Source organism: Exiguobacterium sp. s83 (assembly GCF_018617095.1).
GTDB classification, from domain to species: Bacteria; Bacillota; Bacilli; order Exiguobacteriales; family Exiguobacteriaceae; genus Exiguobacterium; species Exiguobacterium profundum.
The window spans coordinates 1,731,750-1,752,128 of the sequence record NZ_JACSJP010000001.1 but is presented as its reverse complement, the minus strand read 5'-3'; the positions used below and the strand labels follow the sequence as shown (position 1 = coordinate 1,752,128).

The following is a 20,379-nucleotide window of genomic DNA, read 5'->3' as shown; positions in this document are numbered from 1 at the left end:
AAAGAGTCCGAAAATTAGTCGGACTCTTTTTTATTATCTCGTTGTCCTTCGTAGTGCTGAATCCATTCCTCGACAGTCATCTTCTTGACGAGTTCTCCGACCAAGTCAAACGGGATTCGCTGCACGTTATTGAAACGGATACAGCTTTTCCCCATATCAAGTTTCGTCGGGACACGACTCGCATACTCCCGTTCGAACCAAGCGAGTAATTCAGGGTCGGCGTAAATGCCCATGTGATACAGTCCGACATGGCGCTTTTGCGCGATTACACTGATAAACGGTAGTGGCGTCCCCGGTGTGACATGATACCCGGACGGATATCGATCGAGTGGAACGACGTAATGGACACCATGTCCGTCCGTCGTTTTTTCAAATCCGCCAGGTAAATGATCATCGATGACCTCGAGCAGATGAATAAATGAATCGAGCCGTGCCTCGTCGACGAGTGCTGTCACATCCATCATGATTCACCTCCTCGTAAAATCTTCTCCATTTTCTTTCCTTTTGCCAACTCATCGATGAGTTTGTCCAAATAACGAATCTCACGCATGAGTGGTTCTTCAACGTTCTCGACACGGACCCCACAGACGACACCTTTGATGAGGGCGCGGTCTTCATTCAGACGAGGTGCTGAAGCGAAAAACGTATCAAAATCGACTTGATTGGCTATCTGACGTTCGAGTCCGGTCTCATCGTAACCGGTCAACCATTCGATGATGGTATCGACTTCTTCCTTCGTCCGTCCTTTGCGTTCGGCTTTGGCGACGTAGAGTGGATAAACGCTCGCGAAACTCGTCGTATAGATTCGGTGACCCATCTCTCATTCATCTCCTTCTTAGCGAAAATTCTTACTTCCATTCTCTCACAAATTACGATACGCTTATATAAAGTGTTTTGTTGCATTTGCAACAAAGAGATAGAGGTGTCTCATAATGCATGACCATTTACGAGAAATCGGGATGATTGCGCGTGCCCTCGATTCAATCAGCAACATTGAATTTAAGGCACTCGGTTTAGAAAAAGGGAAGTACTTGTACGTCGTTAGGATTTTTGAACACCCAGGTATCATTCAAGAGCGGCTGGCAGAGTTGATTAAGGTAGACAGGACGACCGCCGCACGTGCCATCAAGAAACTGGAGCAAGAGGGATGGATTGAGAGACGGTCAGATTTAGAGAACCAGAAAATCAAACGGTTATACGTGACGCAGAAGGGCGAGACATTGTACCCGCTCATCATTCGGGAACATGAATATTCTACATCGGTCGCGTTATCAGGACTCGACGAGCAAGAAAGTGAAGAGTTGTTACGCCTCTTGAAAAAAGTACGAAACAATGTGGAGATAGATTGGGCCGAAGTGAAGAAAGGCAAGCATCGAGAATACTGAGAGGAGCGAGACCACATGATTGAAATCTCGAAGGTGACAGACGTAAAAGCCTTACGTCACATTAGCATCCAGACGTTTACGGAGACGTTCGCACGTCACAACACAGAAGAGCATTTGAACGCTTACTTAGAAAAAACGTACGCGACTGAGCAGTTGAAGCGAGAGTTGGCACACCCTGACTCTCATTTCTACTTTGCGTATGTAGATGGCGAGTTGGCAGGGTATTTGAAAGTGAACGTACGCGATGCTCAATCTGAACCGATGGGCGCCGATACGATTGAAATCGAACGGATTTACGTATTCGAAGCGTTTCAAGGTCACGGGGTGGGGAAAGCGTTATTTACTAAGGCGACTGAATTGGCGAAGGAGCTACACAAGCGAAAGATGTGGCTCGGCGTATGGGAACGTAATGAGAGAGCGATTCGATTCTATCGACGAAACGGGTTCGAACAGACGGGGGTGCACACCTTTTTCATGGGGGAAGATGCACAAAACGACCTCATTTTCATGAAGTCGTTCACGGACTAAAGCCATTCTGACAAGTTGTTTAAGTTCGGATAGATGGCATCTGGTTCTATATCAAATGCTTCAAATGGTAAGTCATTCCGATTGATCCAGGCCGCATGAAAGCCAAAGTTTTTCGCCCCGGCGATGTCCCAACCGTTCGACGATAAAAAGAGCACCTCGTCACGACGAAGACCAGACGTCTTGAACCAGTGCATATAGGCGGCAGGCGTCGGTTTCGGTTGTTTGATGCCGTCGACGCTGACAACCTCATCGAAGTAATCGCTAAGACCGGCGTTGTGAAGCAGTGCCTTAAGCATCTCGTCCGTCCCGTTTGAGAGAATGACGGTCTTCACGTCATTCATCTCTTTTAGGACCGATTCGATCTCCTTATACGGGGTGAGGTGCGCATACGATGCAGTCAGACGTTGTTCGATTTCCTTTGTGAATGGTGCGTCATGCACGGCTAATGCGTAACGGAGTGCGTCCTGGGTCACTGTATCGAAATCTTCATAGCGTCCCATCATGTGCCGCCAAAAGAAATACTCAAGTTGTTTCGTCCGCCACACTTGACTGATGGCTGCTCCCTTTTCAGGGAACTCTTGTTCACAGGCATCCTTCACCGAATGGACGTCGAATAAGGTGCCGTATACGTCAAAGACGATGGCTTTAATCGTTGGTTTCATAAATAACATCCCTCCTTCTGTGTCGTTATACCCGTCTTGTTCAGAATATAATAGGAGAAAGGGGGTTCGACATGTATATTCCAACTCAATATTCCGTCACAGAGCGAGCTGAGATTTACGCGTTTCTCCATGCCCATCCGTTCGGTACGATCGTGACACATGATGGGGACAAACCGATTGCGACACATGTCCCGTTACGATTCGATGAGGCGAATGGTCAACTGACGACGCATATTGCGAAAGCGAATCCGCAGTGGCGAACGATTGAAAATCAAACCGTTCTCGTCATCTTTCAAGGACCAAACGCTTACGTGTCGGCGTCCTGGTACGGCCATGAGGACGTTTCGACATGGAACTATCAAGCCGTACACGTGTACGGACGTGCGACGATTCTCAATGAGAAAGAATTAGTGGAGGAACTTTCAGGATTGCTCCAAGAGCATGAAGGGGAACGCGAGCATGCGGTGCGTTGGGATGCATTATCCGAACCGGTGAAGCGACAAATGAACGGCGTCGTCGGGTTTCGGATCGACATCACCGATATGCAGGCGACGTTCAAGTTAAGCCAAAACCGAAACGACGTGGACCATGAACGGATCGTATCGGAGCTTGAAAAACAAGATGAACCGATCGCGGACGTCATGCGACAACATCGAAAGTCCTAATAAACCTGTCCTAAAACGACAGGTTTTTTCATTTTTCTATATCGAATAGCAGTTGACACGAAGGAATAGCAAGTCTATACTCATAACTGATAATGATTATCAGTATCGAGAAAATAGAGAAGTTGAAAAAGGAGAAGAAACACGTGAACAAGACAATGAAGAAGTGGTTACATATGTTTATTTTTGCTTCAGCGTTTGCACTCATCTTAGCCGGCTGTGGTTCGGAAGAAGCTGAGAACGCTTCCACGAACGAAGGGACGGAAGAATCAGCAGAAGGTTACCCCATCACGATCGAGCATGCGTTCGGTGAGACTGTCATCGAAGAAAAACCAGAGCGTGTCGCAACGATTTCGTGGGGAAACCATGACGTCGCACTTGCACTCGATGTCGTACCGGTCGGATTCTCAGCTGCGAACTACGGTGTACAAGATGATAGCGGGATGCTTCCATGGACAGCAGAGAAGTTGACAGCGCTTGGCGAAGAGAACCCGAACATCTATCAAGATACGGACGGATTAGACTTTGAAGCAATCGCAGATTCAAATCCCGATGTCATCTTGGCCGCCTACTCAGGCATCACGCAAGAAGACTATGACACGCTTAGCCAAATCGCACCGGTCGTGGCATATCAAGAAACACCTTGGGTCACCTCATGGCAAGACATGGTTCGTTATGACTCACTCGCAATGGGACTTGGTGAAGAAGGCGAACAGTTAATCAAAGACACGGAGCAGTTGATTACTGACAAAGCGACAGCCGTTCCTGAGATTGCTGGAAAGAAAGCCGCTTTCGTCTCGATGAGCGCAGAAGATCTTTCAAAATTCTATATCTATACAACAGGTGATCCTCGTGGTGCCTTCATCGAAGAACTCGGCATGGAGTACCCACAAAACATTGTCGACGAAGCTGAAAAAGCAAATAGCTTCTATCTCGAGCTCAGCAAAGAGAACGCCGACATTTTGAACGACGTCGACATCTTCGTCACATACGGAAATGAAGACACGTTGAAGGCGCTTCAAGCAGACCCGCTCTACAGTAAAGTACCAGCCATCGAACGCGGATCGGTCGTATTGATTGAAGACAACACGCCACTCGCAGCGGCTGGAACACCGACGCCACTCTCGATTGAATATACGATTGATGAGTACGTTTCACGCGTATCGGATGCACTTGCGAAAGTAAAATGATGCAAAATCAGGTGAAACAGATGCATACCCCGAAGTACTTCCCGCTCCTGTTAGTTGGGACGCTCGTACTGACGGTGCTATGCATCGTGGCATCCCTTGCCTTCGGCTCTCGAACAGTCGGGTGGAATGAACTGCTGGACGGTTTATTCCGTCCGGCTGTTCAGTCGTATGAGGCAGACATTGTCCGGGAGCGGGTCGTCCGGACAATTTTCAGTTTTATGTGTGGCGCAGCACTCGGTGTGGCGGGTGCACTCATGCAGTCGGTGACGCGTAACCCAATCGCTGACCCGAGTATTCTTGGGGTCAACACGGGAGCAGCGCTCGCCGTCGTCATTGGCATCGCATTCTTCAACATCGCGACGGCGAGTGCGTTCATCTGGTTTGCGCTCGTCGGGGCGCTATTGACGGCCATTTTCGTTTTCGGCATCGGTTCACTCGGAAGGGGAGGGGCGACCCCGCTCAAACTCGTCTTAGCGGGAGCGGCGACAAGTGCAGCACTATCGTCGCTCGTCATGGCTCTTATGATTCCACGCTCGAACGTCATGGATCAATTCCGTTTTTGGCAAGTAGGGAGTGTCGGTGCGGGAAATCTGGATTCGATTTATACCTTTTTACCGTTTCTTCTAATCGGTCTCGTGATTGCGGTCGTGACCGCACCTTCCTTGAACGCACTTGCGCTCGGGGAGGAGATGGCGAAGAGTCTTGGTGTTCGGACGGGGACATTGAAGTTGACCGCCTCGTTCGCAGGCGTGATTCTGTGTGGGGCGGCGACTGCACTCGCTGGACCGATTGGGTTTATCGGACTTCTCGCCCCACATTTGATTCGACTCGTGCTCGGTCCTGACCAACGCTACCTCATGCCGATGTCTGCCTTAGCAGGTGCCATCATCTTGACTTTCTCGGACGTCATCGGACGTTTGCTCGGAAGTCCAGGTGAACTTGAGGTCGGGATTGTGACGGCGTTCATCGGGGCACCGATCTTGATTCTATTGACAATGAAAGTGAAAGTAAGAGGACTATGATGCAACCAGCGATTGAACAAATCAGACAAGGTCGCATGAAGCGACGCCGTCGTTATGTCGGGATGACGATTCTTTTGACCATCATAGCGGTAGCATTGAGCGGGTTGATGCTCATGTTGGGCAATACGATTTATCCGGTTCAGGATGTCATCCGCGTCTTGCTCGGGGAAGACGTAAAAGGGGCGACGTTCGCCATTGAAGTATTGCGTCTACCACGTATGCTCGCTGGTGTCTTTGCCGGTGCAGCATTTGGTGCTGCGGGAACGATTTTCCAAACGATGCTTCGAAATCCGCTTGCCAATCCAAATGTCATCGGGATCACAACGGGGTCCAGTGCGGCGGCTGTCTTCTGTATCGTCGTCCTACAATCGAGTGAAGCGATAATCTCGATCGCTTCGATTATCGGAGGGCTCGTCACCGTGCTGGTCATCTATTTCCTATCAAAAGGGGCGGCTTTCTCCATCGGTCGTTTGGTGTTAGTTGGAATTGGGATTCAAGCGATGTTAACAGCCGTCATCAACTATTTACTGCTCATCAGCCGACAAAACGATGTCGCGATGGCGATGCGGTGGTTGACAGGAAGTTTAAATGGGGCGAAACTTGAAGAGTTGCCACCTTTAATCATCACGGTACTTATCTGTTTACCGATTGTACTGTTACTCACTCGTCAGCTTGAAATGCTCGAGCTCGGAGAAATGGCGGCGACAGGTCTTGGAATCAACACGAACCAGACCAGACTTCTGCTCATTGTGGCGGCAGTATTCATGCTCGCCCTTGCAACAGCGACAACGGGACCGATTGCGTTTATTGCCTTCTTGGCAGGGCCGATTGCCAAACGGCTCGTCGGAACGAGCCACGCGGGAATCTTGCCGGCAGCGCTTGTCGGAATCATTTTAGTACTAGCGGCCGACCTTGTCGGACAATTCGCCTTCACGGCACGCTATCCGGTCGGTGTCATCACCGGCATCATCGGCGCGCCTTATCTCTTATACTTGTTGATTCGGATGAACCAGAAAGGGGACTTCTAAATGGCATCCATTATGAAAGTGGAACATCTCACCTCGGGATACGAGGACAAGATGATTTTGAACGATATCAGCCTTGAAATTCCGAGCAATCAGATTAGCATCATCATCGGTGCGAACGGTTGCGGGAAGTCGACGCTTTTGAAGACGATGGCACGCCTTATCAAACCGAGTGCCGGTCAAGTGACGCTTTACGATAAGCCGATTTCGAAGATGGCACCGAAAAAGCTAGCGCGTGTCCTCGGGATGTTGCCACAGTCCCCGGTCGTACCAGAAGGGATTACGGTCGCCGATCTCGTCGGTCGTGGTCGTTACCCGCATCAATCCTTTTTAAAGGGCTGGACGAAAGCCGATTACGAAGCTGTCGCCGAGGCGATGGAGATGATGAATATCACGGAGTTCGCGGACCGTCCCATCGACGAGTTGTCAGGTGGACAGCGCCAACGTGTCTGGATTGCGATGGCACTTGCTCAACAGACAGACGTCCTCTTTTTAGACGAACCCACGACGTATCTCGATATCACATACCAGGTCGAGATTCTCGACTTGTTGACGGATTTGAACCGAAAGTACGGCACGACGATTGTCATGGTGCTTCACGATATCAATTTGTCGGCACGTTATGCGGACTATATCTTCGCACTTGATAAAGGGAAGTTGATCGCAGAAGGAAAGCCGTCGGACGTCATCACGTGTGATTTGATCCATCGTGTGTTCAACCTTCGCTGTTCGGTCATGTGTGATCCGGTATCCGGTTCACCGTCCGTGATTCCGATTGGTCGCCATCACGTGCAGACGGAAACGGAAGAAGCGCCCGTCGCACAGCTTGAATTGGTATAACTGCGTATAGACAGTCAAGAAGGGATGAGCGCTCCTTCTTTTTTGTTTATTCATGAAAGCGTTTGTAAAAAGTCATTGACTTCTCTTTGGGGTGGGTGTATGCTAAAAATCCTGCCCAAAATGAGAGGCATGGGGACTGGCATCAGTTCATTCGATATTTGAGAGGAATGACTTAAGATGAACCAACAACAATTAGTCGAGCGCGCACGCCAATTGAAGGACAATGCGTATTCACCATATTCGAAGTTCCGCGTCGGGGCGGCACTTCTCATGAAGGATGGTACGGTCATCGACGGCGTCAACGTCGAGAACGTCTCGTTCGGAGCAACGAACTGTGCAGAGCGCACAGCCATTTTCACAGCGGTCGCAAAAGGATACAAAAAAGGTGACTTCGAAGCGGTTGCCGTGTCTGGGGACACGGAAGACTTCTTGCCACCATGTAGTATCTGCCGTCAGGTCATGGTCGAGTTTGGCGATCCTGACTTCAAAGTACTTCTCACAAACGGCAACGCCGATGTGAAAGAAGTGACGCTTGGGGAGCTCGTCCCACTTGCGTTCACCGATTTGGATATGTGATGTTGGGCCCCTCAGATTTCTGAGGGGTTTTCTTATCCAAAAAAGCGAAAAAATAATCGCGGAATGGCTTGAACAATGTAAAGAAGCAGTTCTGAAAAATCGAGGGCTGCAATTCCATACGACCATCCCTCTTCCTCACGAGAGGTGACTACTTTTCCACGCACAGGTCGCAATCGACCTTTCCATCGAATCGGGAGGGCGGTCGCGCTGTCCACATCTGGGTGATTCATGACACGCATATGCAAGCGTGGCTCAGGTGTAATTCCGGAACGCCCACAGCGCCCAATCAACTGTTTGGTTTTGACCGTATCTCCCACATTCACGGCAATGGAACCATTCTCTAGATGGGCGAGAAGGCAATATTCATCGTTCGCATGTTGAATGATGACGTGATTACCGAATGGATGATCAGCATCTAGTTCGTCTGACAACCCATCCACGACTTGATGAATTGTCCCGTGTAATGGAGCAATCACTCGTTCTCCAAACGCATACGAGCCATCCATCCCGATTTTTCTACGATTGTAAGGTTGTTGCTCTTGTGTTTTCAAAAAGTCATAGCCATCACGCTTTTTTCGGGTTGGATCATGATGATACATTCCGAGGGTTGTCCCTTCTGAGACGACGAACCACTGCTCTTTGAATGGAAGGTGGTATTTGTTTTTCGTGAAAGGATTGGTCTCTTTTGAAGAGGATGTGACCGTCATCTGAATGGATTCAACCTGATTCACGCGATTGAATTGAACGGACAATAACTTTTCTTTTCGGAAATCCGACCACAATGCATACCGATTCCCGTTCAACATCATCTCATTGAGCAGACGATAGCGCCGAATTCCATGATGAAACGAAGACGCTTCGTGATGAAACATGGCCATGGAACAATGAGATTTGCAAGAATCGGTCATTTGATGATAAATGTCATCGAACTGACCGTCTTTGAATAAGTGAATGAACTGTTTGTTCTGGTGATGCATGTGCATACCGCCTTTGTTGATGATTGATTGGTCTTTTATACGGATGTAGAAACATAGATGTTTCGTCATTCATAAAAAATCATAATATAATGGACATAAATGAGGAGTGATGTGAATGTCTACGGTTCCATACCGGAAAGCGAAAAAAAGTTGAACCACTTGCTTCATCAAGTATGTGAAAATGACGAGACGATTTTCATCTCGAAAGAAGGCAGGAAGAATGCTGTTATCATTTCTGAACGAGAATATAATAGCTTGTTAGAAACCATTTACCTGACGAGCAGTCCAAAAAATGCTGAGCGTCTATTTGAATCCCTAAGGCAGCTTGAATAGCATTAGTCTAATGTTGAAACATATGAGTTTGCATTAACAAACACCCAGTGAATCGTTGAATTCACTGGGTGTTTGTTGTTTCATGTCTTCGACCGGCACGGATGATAAATCGATACTCTTCACTCTTGAAATACGTTTCGGTGAACTCAAAGCGATTGCCATCCATGAGAAACGAATAGAGTTCGACTTTGAGTATCGGTGTTCGATCGCTCACCTCGAGCATTTCAGCAATTTCTTTCGTCGGCAAGACCGGGATAAATTCCTGAACACTGTCTGCAATCTTCAGGTTTTTGACATTTTCAATGTAATCATACTTCGACCGTGTCATTACCTCATACGTTAAATCGGGAAATAATTGGAGTGGAAGATACGTATCTTCGACGATGAGCGGTTCTCCGTTTGCAAAGCGTAACCGGCGAATATAGTAGACAAGAGCGTCTTCATCAAGCTCGAGTATTTCCTTTATTTTTTCAGTCGGAGGTTGAACGGTGAAAGTAAGTACTTTACTCGTGACGTCCTTTCCTTCCCGTTTCATGTCTTCAGTGAAACTTTTTAATTCGTACATATTATGTTCAATCTTTTCGGATTGTACATATGTGCCGCTCCCTTGTCGTTTCCAAAGCAATCCTTCTTCTTGAAGTAGTTTGACGGCTTGTCGAACGGTGACTCGACTCGCTTTAAATTTCTCGACGAGTTGTGCTTCTGTCGGAATTGCTTCACCGGGCGCCCAATCGCCGGTCTCGATAAACGTGCGCATCTCCTGAGCAATCCGCTGGTATAGCGGAGATTTAGCTTTCATGTAGATAACCTCCTGATTGTATGCGTTCCTTACTCATAGTATACAAAAATAAAACGTTTTAAAAAAGGTGTTGACGGTTCAGATAATATGTATTAGATTTGTATTGTAATCAATTAGATATGTATTGAAAGGGGAACGCACACATGAAAACACCACAGCGTCTCGTAGTCGTCGGTGGAGGTAGTACGTACACAATCGGCATGATCATGAGTTTGATTAAGGAAAAAGAACACTTCCCACTTCGTTCTATCACGTTTTACGATACAGATGAATTACGTCAAGAACGTGTCGCGAAAGCGAGTGAAATCATCTTGCGTGAGCATTATCCAGAACTCGAGTCGTTCGAATATACGACGGACAAAGAATATGCTTTTAAAGATAAAGATTTCTTCTTCGTCCAAATTCGGACAGGTGGTTTGGAAATGCGCGAAAAAGATGAGCAGATTCCGCTTCGACATGGCGTGGTGGGACAAGAGACGTGTGGACCGGGCGGAATGTCATACGGGATGCGCTCAATCGGAGATATGATTGAACTCGTCTCTGACATTCGCACCGGCTCACCGAATGGCTGGATCTTAAACTATACAAACCCGGCTGCAATTGTCGCCGAGGCGCTCAAACGTGCATACCCGGACGATCAAAAAATATTAAACATTTGCGACATGCCGGCAGCAATCATGGTGAGCTATGCGAAGATTCTCGGTAAAGAGATTTGGGATCTCGTTCCGGAATATTTCGGACTCAACCACTTTGGTTGGTTCACAGGTATCTTCGATAAAGAAGGAAATGAATTGACTGAAGATATCAAACGCGCCATTTTAGAAGACGGTTTCATCCCGGAAGATTCGGAGATTGCGAATGACCCATCGTGGATCAAGACGTTTAAACAAGTAGAGAAGATGCTGACGGATTTCCCGGAGTACTTACCGAACACGTACCTTCAATATTATTTATATCCATCTGACATGGCAGAAAAAGAAGATGTCACGAACACACGGGCACGGCAAGTAATCAATGGACGTCAAGAGCGTGTCTTCTCGATGTGTGATCAGATTATTCAAGATGACTCGCTCGAAAATGTTCACCTTGAGGTCGATATCCACGGCTGCTATATGATTCGGGTCGCTGCTTCGCTAGCCTATAATAACGGTGATATTTTCATCGTCATGGTGAAAAATGAAGGGATTATTTCGAACCTGCCGGACGATGCGATGGTTGAAGTGCCTGCGATGCTTACCAATCGTGGACCGAAACCATTCGCAGTCGGAAAGATTCCTCGTTTTTACAAAGGAATGATTGAAGGACAGCTTGCTTACGAGCAACTTGTCGTCGACGCATACTTCGAAAACAGTTATGAGAAGGCACTTCAGGCGTTGACACTAAATCGTACAGTCATCGATGCACCAATAGCTCGTCGAATCTTAGATGATTTGATTGAGGAAAACAGAACGTACTGGCCGGAATTAAAATCGGGCGAGACAGTAGCAATACGGTAACTAGAGAGGGGAGGCAATCCCCTTTCTCATTGTTCAGATTGATAACGCTTACAAGATGAGGAGTGAATCGAATGAGTCAATAGTTTGGAGTTTTTCAAAAGTTCGGAAAGGCGCTCATGGTACCGGTCGCTTTATTACCGGCTGCCGGAATTTTGCTAGGACTAGGTGCGGCACTCACGGGACCATTAGCCGATAGCTGGACGTTTTTACAGAATGGAACAGTAGAAGCGATCAGTGCTGGAATGTTACAAATTGGTCTTAGTATTTTTGCGAACTTACCAATCATTTTTGCAATCGGGGTCGCAGTTGGTTTGTCAGGAGGATCAGGGATTGCCGCACTCGCAGCACTCGTCGGATATGTCATTATGAATAAGACAATTTCAATCTCCCTCGGCATCACGGCAGAAATGGCTGCCGAGAGTGGAGAATATGGCATGTTACTCGGTATTCCTTCCCTTGAAACCGGTGTACTCGGAGGGATTGCGGTCGGATTGCTCGCAGTATGGGTGTATAAAAAGTTCCATACGTTCAATCCACCAGAAGTGTTGGGATTCTTTGCAGGTGATCGTTCTGTCGGAATTGTAATGGTCTTCTTCTCGATTTTACTTGGATTTGTCATGATGCTCATCTAGCCGCCAATCCAATCGACACTCACTTCAATGGCAAACGTCATCGCGAGTGATACGACCAATCCTGCATATGTTGGGTTATATGGAATGTTGGAACGATTATTGATTCCGACAGGATTACACCACATTTGCTATGCCCCGTTCCTCTGGACATCTCTCGGTGGAACGGCAACGGTCGGTGATGCGGTCGTGAACGGTGATCAGTATATTTTCCTTGCTCAAATCGCGGAAGGTGTCGAAGTGACGGCGGGACGTTTCATGTCTGGTAAGTTCCCAATCATTATGTTCGGTTTACTCGGGGCGGCGCTTGCGATGTATCGTCAGGCCGATCCGCACAAACGTCCTGTCGTTCGAGGCTTATTGATTGCAGCAGCCGGTACAGCTTTTCTAACAGGAATCACAGAACTGATTGAATTCACTTTCTTATTCGTGGCACCTGTCCTGTATGTCATTCATAGTGTATTGACGGGAATTTCTTTCGCGCTCATGTATGCGCTCGATACACATATCGGTTGGGCTGGAGGATCAGGGTTGATTGACTATATTTTAGTGAACGTTTTACCAGGTACACCACGCTGGTGGATGAATATCGTCGTCGGCATTGGTTTCTTCATCGTTTACTATAGTATCTTTACTTTCGCTATCAAGAAGTGGAATTTGGCAACACCAGGGCGTGGCGGACAAGAAGCGAAACTGTTTACGCGTAAAGACTACAATGATAAAAAGTCAGGTCAATCAGTGATTCAAACGACAGCACTTGCGATTGAAGAGGCACTTGGGGGACGAGAGAACATCCGTGATATCGATGCATGCTTCACACGACTTCGTGTTGAAGTAAGTGATGTTTCTCAAATCAATGAGGATGAACTAAAAGCACTCGGAGCAGCTGGAGTCGTCAAAGTGAAAAATAACATTCAAGCGATTTTTGGAGGTCGCTCTGATTTATACAAAAACGAATTGCTACGTATTCATAAGGAAATGGATGAAGCAAATTGAAATCGGGCTCAACCGCATGGGTTGAGCCTTTTCAGTTTTCATACGTATAATGTTACAAGACGTTCCGCATGCTCCTTCATCATCTCCCGCAACGCATGCGGTGCCTTGACCTTCACTTCGGCTCCGGCCTTCAACAGCTGTCTCGACAAAAACGGCAGCTCTTCTTTAGGTACGTCCCATTCATTCTTCTCTTCGATATCGGGTAATACATCTTCAAGTAAACGACGACCGAGTGACGTCAGCTCGAGTTGAACGGTCACACCGCCCCGTTCATCACTTCTCTGAAGCAAGGTCACCAAATCCTCGGACTCGAACGATTCCTCGAGCACTTGGACCGCTTCGATGCGATCAATCCGATATTGACGGAATCCGAGTTCGGAGAGCCCGAAGACATACCACTTTAAGTCAAGGAGTGCCATACCGACCGGTGCGATGGGGAACGTACGTGATCCGTTCGTCGATCGATACGTCATCTCGATCTTGTTTTTGCGCTCGACCGCCTGATAGATGTCCTTTGTGAACGGCGCTTTTGGAATTTGTTTGTTTCCAAGCCAGAGAATGTTTCGCTCCAATCGTCGAATTTTCGACTCTACGTCATGTGGTAACTCATTCACGTACCAATCGGACAACGTACTTCGTATGTCCCCGAACGGCACATCAGGAATGTGTTCCATCCATTTGAGCGTGAGATAGAGTGCGACGGCTTCTTGTTCGCGGAGATGGAGCGGGGGCAATAAACGATTCGGCAACATTTCATAGCCGCCCCCAGTTCCAGGAACACTCCAAATCGGATAACCGAGTTCTTCGAGCGAGAGCATATCCCGTTGAATCGTCCTAATGGAGGCGCCTGTCTCTTGGGCCAGTTCTTCCGCCGTGAAACGTCGTCCGCGATTGAGTAGCCGAATCAGTTGCAAGTGTCGTTTTTTCATATCTACCATTCCCGTCATCTTTTGTCGTGTTTGTTCGTTAAGCTGAATGTATCACGAATCAAGGAGGAACACATGATGCCGAATGTTGTGTTATATATTGCGATGAGTTTAGACGGAAAGATTGCCCGGTCGAACGACCAACTCGATTGGTTGTTCGCTGTAGAGGGGGATGGGGACAACGGCTATGCTGATTTTTTCAAGACCGTTGGTGCTGTCATCATGGGACGGAAGACGTATGAGGAAGTATTGAAGTTAGAACAAGGAGAGTATCCGTATCCAGACATCCCGAACTACATTTTGACACGTCAGGCTGACCGTGAGGCCGAGCATGTCACATTCACGGACGAACCAATCAAAGAACTCATCAATCGGTTAAAGCAAGAAGTTGATCAAGATATTTGGCTCATCGGCGGGGGAGAAGTCATCAAAGCCGCGATGGAACATGATTTGATTGACCGCTATGAGATTGCGATTGCGCCGGTCGTGTTAGGAGGGGGAATCCCTCTTTTCCTAGAAGGCACGAAAGAAACGAAGCTTCGACTGACGAGTCACCACGCCTCCGGTCAATTTGTGATGGTGACCTATGAACGACAAATGAGCATCGAGTCCACATAAGGGCTCGATTTTTTATAATTCATCTCATTGTATAAAAACTGCAGACCATTAAGATGATCTGCAGTCATGGGGTCGCTCGTTCGCTTAAATGCGGTTCCCATACATCAGAAAAGTTGTGAACCGGTTGGACACCCTCTAACGTACGGAATTCATAATCTCGTTCTTTCGCATAACGAATGATTGTATCGAGTGCTTTCGGCGTCATCGAGTGATCGTGCGCTAAAATAATCGAAGCAATATTGGCGGCGCGATTCGCTTCGAGTCGGTCGAATACACGTTGCTCGACACGGGCATTGTCTTTCTTATACACATGGTCGAGACTACCGACGTTCCAGTCCCAAATCTCAAAACCGGCATCGGTCATCGCCTGCCAGTGTGCGGGTGACATGCCGGCGTCGCTCCCATAAATGGTGCGGGCCATGTTCGTATGAATGCCGGTCACTTCATAGATAAGTGCTTGTACTTCCTGCATCTGAAGCACGGCCGTCAACGGTGTTTCATAAAATTCATCCCGGTCGTGTCGCATCCCGTGTAAGGCAATCAAATGACCTTCCGCAATGATGCGGTGAAGCAGATGCTCATTTCCTTCGATGTTCTTTCCGAGGATGAAGAAGGTTGCCTTCACTTGATGTTTCTTCAAGACATCGAGTAGCTTTCCCGTTTTCCAGTTCGGTCCATCATCGAGCGTCAAATAGATGAGACTCGGGTCGTTATAGGCCTTCGGCTCCGGAATCGCAGCCTGTGACAAAGACCCAATCAGTAGAAAGATCGACATGAGCAAAAGAACGCGTTTCATCATTCCATTCAAAACTCCCTCAAATCAAAACCAAGCGACATGTGATACATACTTTATCATATGTTGGAGACATCGAGACGATAAATCTGTTCGTCAAGCTCTGTCTCGAAAAAGGTGAAGTTCAATTTCTTCAATAGCGCGATGGATGCCGCGTTCGTCCCAAGCACACCGGCTTTGAACTCTTTCGCTCCTTGGTAAGTCAAGTGACGAATCAATTCCGACATCACTTCAAATGCATAGCCTTGCCGAGCGCGCGTAGGGGTAATCGTGTAGCCGATCCAATGCGTCATACCTTCTTGCTGGATATACACGTCCCCAATCAATTCATCGGTCGCTTGGTCGATGATGGCGAGTTGCATGCCGTGTTGAAGTGATTGTGCGCCGATTAGGGCGTTCTCGTATTCTTCAAAGCTGAGTCCTTTGAATGACTGATCTTTCATCCAATCCAAGTCATTCCGGTAAATCATGAATGATTCGATGTCTTGGCGTTCGAATGGGCGGATGAGGCAACGGGTTGTCGTGATCATGGTTGTCTTACCATTCAAACCAACTTCTTTTCTTTTTTGAAAAGACCAATCAATAGCAACGCCAGACCACTCAAGAAAATCACAGGGAAAATAAACCACATGATCAATCCAGCCCATCCGTTCTGTACACTGATTGCGTACGAAAGGCCGATGGAAAACGCTAAGGCTGGTGATATAGGAATCATAAGAGCGATTCCCCATATTTTCAATTTTGTGTTTCGTGCTTCGCCGGTACTGAACCAATATGCCACGAATGCACCTAGACCTGCGATGAGATATCCGATTGCAATCGCCATTTAATCAATCCATTCTTCGATACGATGATTGTTTGACCTCGTCCTTAATTTCCGTGTATATCACGAAAAATCCTGTCATAAATCAAAAAGACCGAGCCCTTCAAGGACTCGGTTTGACATCATACATGCTTCCGCTGAAACGCTGAAATCGCTTCATACTCTTCAGACAAATGGCGCGATAAGCGAATGTAGATCGGCAAAAGTTCACGATACACATTCGTCGCTTCCATGTCCGGTGTATGCTCATGGGTCACTTGCGGTACTTCTTGGAACTCCTCGATGTCCCCGAAAGCGTATTCCCCGAGCATGACAGCCCCGAGACATGAACTTTCATGACTCTCCGGCACGACGACCGGTGTATCAAAGATGTCTGCCATCATTTGACGCCAGAGACTCGACTGGGCAAACCCCCCCGTCGCATGGATGCGGTTCGGGGCGCCCGTCAACTCATCGAGTGCGAGCATGACCGTATAGAGGTTAAAGATGACTCCTTCCAATACGGCACGGATGAAATGTTCGCGCTTATGGTGAATGCTGAGCCCGAAAAATGAACCGCGGGCGTTTGAATCCCAGAGCGGAGCCCGTTCACCCATCAAATACGGATGGAACAACAGTCCGTCGGCACCCGGTTTGACCGTCTCGGCGATTCGTGTCAACACATCGTACGCGTCGATCCCGAGTCGTTTCGCCGTCTCGACCTCACTTGCTGCGAACTCGTCACGGAGCCAGCGGAGGATGATGCCGCCGTTATTGACCGGTCCACCAATCACCCAATGCTTGTCCGTCAGCGCATAACAGAAGATGCGACCTTTCGGATCTTCGACCGGTTCCGAGACGACCGTCCGGATGGCGCCGCTCGTCCCGATGGTCACGGCGACGACGCCTTGTTCGAAGGCGCCGACCCCGAGGTTCGAGAGCACGCCGTCGCTTGCCCCGATGACGAGCGGGAAGTCCCAGCCGAGCGTCTCGGTCACCTCAGGTGTCACCGGTAAAATCTCTGTCGTCGGCACGAGTTCAGACAAGCGCTCTGGTGTCACACCGGCGACATCAAGTGCTTCCGTGTCCCAGTCTCGTTGCTTTAAATTGAAGAGTCCGGTCGCCGAGGCGATGGAGTAGTCAACGACGAAGCGACCCGTCAAGCGATAGAAGACATACTCTTTGATGGAGACGAACTTGGCTGTCTGTTCAAAGACGTCAGGATGTTCTTTTTTCAACCAGCGCAGTTTCGACAGCGGTGCCATCGGATGGACCGGGGTGCCCGTGCGCATATGGAGCGCACTCGCATCAACATCGCGTTTGATTTCTTGCGTATATGGATTCGCGCGACTGTCGGCCCACGTGATGCTGTTCGTGAGCGGACGTCCTGATGCATCGAGCGCGATTAAACTGTGCATCGCCGAACTGAACGATGCGAAGCGAATCGGACCGTCCGCTTTGGCGCGGACCGCCGAGACAGCTTCGAGCACGGCCCCATAGATGACGACCGGGTCTTGCTCGGCCGTCTCCGTATCGGGCGTGAGAAGCGGATACAACACGTTATGTACCGCCAGTTGTTGATGACCGTTGAACAGGACGGCTTTCGTACTCGTCGTCCCGATATCGACCCCAATCGTAAACACACAATCACTTCCTAACTTAGATGATGAATAGGCTAATCAAGAACACGACGGCGAAGCCGGTGAGTCCGATAATCGTTTCCATGATCGTCCATGACTTGAGCGTGTCTTTCACGTCGAGACCGAAGTACCGGTTGACGAGCCAGAAGCCCGAGTCGTTGACGTGCGAGAGGACGGTCGCCCCTGAAGCGATGGCGATGACGATCAAACCGAGTGCCGCGCCCGTGATGTTTTGGATTTCAAGTAATGGCGTGATGAGTCCTGCTGCCGTAACCATCGAGACCGTTGCCGACCCTTGGGCGACACGGACGACCGTCGCGATCAAGAAGGCGAGGACGATTGCCGGAAGTGGTGAACCGGCCATCATTTCACCGAGGACGTCACCGACACCTGAGTCGATGAGGACTTGTTTAAATACACCACCGGCCCCTGTGACAAGGATGATGATTCCGGCTGGTTCGAGTGCTTTCGTTGCAATCTCTTGTACTTCGTCACGTGAATAGCCACGACGTGTCCCGAGGAAAACGAATGTGAGAAGCGTCGCAATCGTCAAGGCGACGAATGGATGTCCGAGGAACGTCAAGAAATCACGGACGGCGTTGCCTTCGTTCAAGAGAACCGCCGAGAGCGTGTTCGCCAAGATCAACACGAGCGGGATCAAGATGAGCGACAAGATCATTTTGAAGCTTGGTAGTTCTTTCGATGTATCGATTTCTTTGAATTCCATGTAATCCGGAATCGTCACATGAATTTTCTTAGCAATATACTTCCCAAAAACCGGACCGGCTAAAATCATGGCCGGAATCCCAGCGAGGACACCGAACAAGATGACCCAACCGAGGTCGGCACCGATCAAGTTCGCAACAGCGATCGGACCAGGTGTCGGTGGGATGAAGCTGTGTGTGACCGCGAGACCCGCAAGGAGTGGTATACCGTAGTAAAGAAGCGAGCGTCCCGTCTTTTTGGCGAGACCGTATACGATTGGAACGAGAATGATAAAACCGACATCGAAGAAGACCGGGACGGCGACGATGAATCCGGTAATCCCGAGCGCCCATTGTGCCTTGTCTTCACCGAACTTGCTGACGAGTGTTTGGGCAAGACGTTCCGCGCCACCCGATACTTCAAGCATCTTCCCGAACATCGCGCCAAGACCGACGACGACGGCGACGAAGCCGAGCGTTCCGCCCATCCCGTTTTGGATGGAGGCAATGACATCACCGAGTGGCATGCCGGCTGCGACCCCGACAATTAAACTGACAAGTAACAACGAAACGAATGCGTGAAGCTTTGTGCGAATGACTAAAAATAAGAGTAAGAAGATTCCGGCTAAGGCAATCAAAATAAGTGTTGAGCCAGACATTGAGTATTCCCCCTAAATTCCAAATATGTAACCGTTTACAGTTCCTAGCAAAGGAAAAGGCCATATCCCCGTGACCTTTTCCACAGATATTACTTCTTGACGACCGCGTGGCCACCGAACTCGTTGCGGAGCGCGGCGACGACTTTTCCTGAGAACGTGTCGTCTTCGAGTGAACGATAGCGCATCATGAGCGACAGGGCGATGACCGGTGCCGCGGCTTGAAGGTCGAGCGCCGTCTCAATCGTCCATTTACCTTCACCGGATGAATGCATGACCCCGCGAATCTCATCGAGCTTCGCATCTTTCTTGAAGGCATTCTCTGTGAGTTCCATGAGCCAAGAACGTACGACCGACCCGTGATTCCAGACGCGTGCGACTTGTTCATAGTCGTAATCGAACGGGCTCTTCTCCAAAATGTCGAACCCTTCCGCAATCGCCTGCATCATCCCATACTCGATCCCGTTATGGATCATCTTTAAGAAGTGACCGCTTCCGGCAGGACCCGTGTACAGGTAGCCGTTCTCGACAGACAAGTCTTTGAAGATTGGTTCGATTGTCGGCCACGCGTCTGCGTCACCCCCGACCATCGTACAGGCCCCGTTCCGCGCCCCGTCCGTGCCTCCGCTCGTTCCGCAATCGAAGAACTTGATCTCTTTCTCAGCAAAGTGTTCGGCGCGTGCGACCGATAATTTGTAGTTCGAGTTTCCTCCGTCAATCACGATGTCGCCCGGTTCGAGTCGCTCATACAATTCGGCGAGCACGGATTCTGTGACGTCTCCGGCCGGGACCATCGCCCAGATGACACGTGGCGTCGACAGTTGATTGACGACATCCTCGAGTGTCGGCACGATGGTGAACGCGTCCGATGTGACGTCCCCGACGTCCGTCCCGACGACCGTGTGTCCGTGGTCGCTCAAGTTGAGTGCCAAGTTGTAACCCATCTTACCTAAACCAATCAAACCAATTTCCATATTGTCACCCCTGAAAAAGAATTTTTTTCCGTCTCTAGATTTATCATATCAAAATAAATTCGATTTACAAGTCTAATGACGGAATTTTTTTCGAGTAATGCAAAAAGAGCGTCCCGGCTTAATTCGTAGGCGGGACGACGGACAGA

General features: G+C 48.8%; 24 protein-coding genes and 1 pseudogene. 13 read left to right on the top strand and 12 right to left on the bottom strand.

The features are described from left to right. Positions 1 to 14 precede the first annotated feature (14 nt). Together KNO73_RS08940 and KNO73_RS08935 are read right to left on the bottom strand one after the other, a co-directional pair. On the bottom strand, positions 15 to 464 hold the full coding sequence (locus KNO73_RS08940) for a DUF1801 domain-containing protein (RefSeq protein ID WP_215112358.1): 450 nt from the start codon (positions 462 to 464) through the stop codon (positions 15 to 17). Beyond that, positions 461 to 817: a DUF2200 domain-containing protein gene (locus KNO73_RS08935; protein ID WP_012727286.1), complete on the bottom strand. Its 357-nt coding sequence runs from the start codon at positions 815 to 817 to the stop codon at positions 461 to 463. The genes KNO73_RS08940 and KNO73_RS08935 overlap by 4 nt, the downstream gene beginning before the upstream one ends. A 115-nt stretch (positions 818 to 932) precedes the next feature. Between KNO73_RS08935 and KNO73_RS08930 the strand changes: the two genes are divergently transcribed. Both KNO73_RS08930 and KNO73_RS08925 read left to right on the top strand, forming a co-directional pair. Next, positions 933 to 1,385 carry a MarR family winged helix-turn-helix transcriptional regulator gene (locus KNO73_RS08930; protein WP_215112357.1) on the top strand — a complete coding sequence of 151 codons (453 nt, stop codon included), beginning with the start codon at positions 933 to 935 and terminating at the stop codon, positions 1,383 to 1,385. A gap of 15 nt (positions 1,386 to 1,400) precedes the next feature. Then, positions 1,401 to 1,913, top strand: a complete 513-nt coding sequence (locus tag KNO73_RS08925; RefSeq protein WP_215112356.1) for a GNAT family N-acetyltransferase — start codon at positions 1,401 to 1,403, stop codon at positions 1,911 to 1,913. Here the strand turns inward: KNO73_RS08925 and KNO73_RS08920 are convergent. Next, positions 1,910 to 2,575 (bottom strand): haloacid dehalogenase type II, encoded by a 666-nt coding sequence (locus tag KNO73_RS08920; RefSeq protein ID WP_214686197.1) that lies wholly within the window; start codon positions 2,573 to 2,575, stop codon positions 1,910 to 1,912. The two genes, KNO73_RS08925 and KNO73_RS08920, sit on opposite strands and share 4 nt — an antisense overlap. Before the next feature lie 71 nt (positions 2,576 to 2,646). On the opposite strand from KNO73_RS08920, the gene KNO73_RS08915 reads away from it, so the two are divergent. The 6 genes from KNO73_RS08915 (at position 2,647) to KNO73_RS08890 (ending at position 7,890) form a co-directional block, all read left to right on the top strand. After that, positions 2,647 to 3,240 (top strand): FMN-binding negative transcriptional regulator, encoded by a 594-nt coding sequence (locus tag KNO73_RS08915; RefSeq protein WP_078147615.1) that lies wholly within the window; start codon positions 2,647 to 2,649, stop codon positions 3,238 to 3,240. Between the two features lie 155 nt (positions 3,241 to 3,395). After that, positions 3,396 to 4,427, top strand: coding sequence for an iron-siderophore ABC transporter substrate-binding protein (locus KNO73_RS08910; protein ID WP_168169901.1), 1,032 nt, complete (start codon positions 3,396 to 3,398; stop codon positions 4,425 to 4,427). Next, entirely contained in the window at positions 4,424 to 5,449 is a 1,026-nt protein-coding gene (locus KNO73_RS08905) for a FecCD family ABC transporter permease (RefSeq protein WP_078147614.1), read from the top strand. Before KNO73_RS08910 ends, KNO73_RS08905 begins: the two co-directional genes overlap by 4 nt. Next, positions 5,446 to 6,477, top strand: a complete 1,032-nt coding sequence (locus tag KNO73_RS08900) for a FecCD family ABC transporter permease (RefSeq protein ID WP_214686190.1) — start codon at positions 5,446 to 5,448, stop codon at positions 6,475 to 6,477. The genes KNO73_RS08905 and KNO73_RS08900 overlap by 4 nt, the downstream gene beginning before the upstream one ends. Next, a complete protein-coding gene (locus KNO73_RS08895) occupies positions 6,478 to 7,314 on the top strand; it encodes an ABC transporter ATP-binding protein (protein WP_214687506.1) in 837 nt (278 codons plus the stop codon). A gap of 177 nt (positions 7,315 to 7,491) precedes the next feature. Then, the gene (locus tag KNO73_RS08890; protein WP_012727277.1) at positions 7,492 to 7,890 is read left to right on the top strand and encodes a cytidine deaminase; all 399 of its coding nucleotides are present in this window, start codon (positions 7,492 to 7,494) and stop codon (positions 7,888 to 7,890) included. A 32-nt stretch (positions 7,891 to 7,922) separates the two neighbouring features. On the opposite strand, the gene KNO73_RS08885 is transcribed toward KNO73_RS08890, so the two are convergent. Then, positions 7,923 to 8,867: a M23 family metallopeptidase gene (locus KNO73_RS08885; protein ID WP_215112355.1), complete on the bottom strand. Its 945-nt coding sequence runs from the start codon at positions 8,865 to 8,867 to the stop codon at positions 7,923 to 7,925. A gap of 99 nt (positions 8,868 to 8,966) precedes the next feature. Here KNO73_RS08885 and KNO73_RS08880 point away from each other — a divergent pair, with 99 nt between their 5' ends. Next, positions 8,967 to 9,200 carry a type II toxin-antitoxin system Phd/YefM family antitoxin gene (locus KNO73_RS08880; protein ID WP_214687501.1) on the top strand — a complete coding sequence of 78 codons (234 nt, stop codon included), beginning with the start codon at positions 8,967 to 8,969 and terminating at the stop codon, positions 9,198 to 9,200. Between the two features lie 61 nt (positions 9,201 to 9,261). On the opposite strand, the gene KNO73_RS08875 is transcribed toward KNO73_RS08880, so the two are convergent. Continuing rightward, a complete protein-coding gene (locus KNO73_RS08875) occupies positions 9,262 to 9,999 on the bottom strand; it encodes a GntR family transcriptional regulator (protein ID WP_214687499.1) in 738 nt (245 codons plus the stop codon). A gap of 143 nt (positions 10,000 to 10,142) precedes the next feature. Between KNO73_RS08875 and KNO73_RS08870 the strand changes: the two genes are divergently transcribed. From KNO73_RS08870 to KNO73_RS14995, 3 genes and pseudogenes are all read left to right on the top strand, one after another. After that, entirely contained in the window at positions 10,143 to 11,495 is a 1,353-nt protein-coding gene (locus KNO73_RS08870; protein ID WP_214685989.1) for a 6-phospho-alpha-glucosidase, read from the top strand. Between the two features lie 116 nt (positions 11,496 to 11,611). Beyond that, positions 11,612 to 12,583, top strand: a pseudogene (locus KNO73_RS15000) (PTS transporter subunit EIIC); the annotation flags it as partial. Between the two features lie 27 nt (positions 12,584 to 12,610). Next, the gene (locus KNO73_RS14995; RefSeq protein ID WP_353047967.1) at positions 12,611 to 13,120 is read left to right on the top strand and encodes a glucose PTS transporter subunit EIIB; all 510 of its coding nucleotides are present in this window, start codon (positions 12,611 to 12,613) and stop codon (positions 13,118 to 13,120) included. A 38-nt stretch (positions 13,121 to 13,158) separates the two neighbouring features. Here KNO73_RS14995 and KNO73_RS08860 read toward each other — a convergent pair whose 3' ends face one another. Beyond that, a complete protein-coding gene (locus KNO73_RS08860; RefSeq protein WP_251024881.1) occupies positions 13,159 to 14,058 on the bottom strand; it encodes a helix-turn-helix transcriptional regulator in 900 nt (299 codons plus the stop codon). A 66-nt stretch (positions 14,059 to 14,124) separates the two neighbouring features. Between KNO73_RS08860 and KNO73_RS08855 the strand changes: the two genes are divergently transcribed. Beyond that, positions 14,125 to 14,664 (top strand): dihydrofolate reductase family protein, encoded by a 540-nt coding sequence (locus KNO73_RS08855; RefSeq protein ID WP_214687497.1) that lies wholly within the window; start codon positions 14,125 to 14,127, stop codon positions 14,662 to 14,664. A gap of 64 nt (positions 14,665 to 14,728) precedes the next feature. Here KNO73_RS08855 and KNO73_RS08850 read toward each other — a convergent pair whose 3' ends face one another. The 6 genes from KNO73_RS08850 to gnd all read right to left on the bottom strand — a co-directional run bounded on the left by KNO73_RS08850 (position 14,729) and on the right by gnd (position 20,233). Continuing rightward, entirely contained in the window at positions 14,729 to 15,439 is a 711-nt protein-coding gene (locus KNO73_RS08850) for a polysaccharide deacetylase family protein (RefSeq protein ID WP_251024880.1), read from the bottom strand. A 77-nt stretch (positions 15,440 to 15,516) separates the two neighbouring features. Beyond that, positions 15,517 to 15,987, bottom strand: coding sequence for a GNAT family N-acetyltransferase (locus tag KNO73_RS08845; protein ID WP_251024879.1), 471 nt, complete (start codon positions 15,985 to 15,987; stop codon positions 15,517 to 15,519). Positions 15,988 to 16,001: 14 nt separating this feature from the next. Continuing rightward, on the bottom strand, positions 16,002 to 16,283 hold the full coding sequence (locus KNO73_RS08840) for a hypothetical protein (RefSeq protein WP_214685978.1): 282 nt from the start codon (positions 16,281 to 16,283) through the stop codon (positions 16,002 to 16,004). Between the two features lie 119 nt (positions 16,284 to 16,402). Continuing rightward, a complete protein-coding gene (gntK, locus tag KNO73_RS08835; protein ID WP_214685976.1) occupies positions 16,403 to 17,902 on the bottom strand; it encodes a gluconokinase in 1,500 nt (499 codons plus the stop codon). A gap of 16 nt (positions 17,903 to 17,918) precedes the next feature. Next, on the bottom strand, positions 17,919 to 19,262 hold the full coding sequence (locus KNO73_RS08830; protein WP_078147600.1) for a GntT/GntP/DsdX family permease: 1,344 nt from the start codon (positions 19,260 to 19,262) through the stop codon (positions 17,919 to 17,921). A gap of 89 nt (positions 19,263 to 19,351) precedes the next feature. After that, positions 19,352 to 20,233, bottom strand: a complete 882-nt coding sequence (gene gnd / locus KNO73_RS08825) for a phosphogluconate dehydrogenase (NAD(+)-dependent, decarboxylating) (protein WP_215112354.1) — start codon at positions 20,231 to 20,233, stop codon at positions 19,352 to 19,354. Positions 20,234 to 20,379 lie beyond the last annotated feature (146 nt).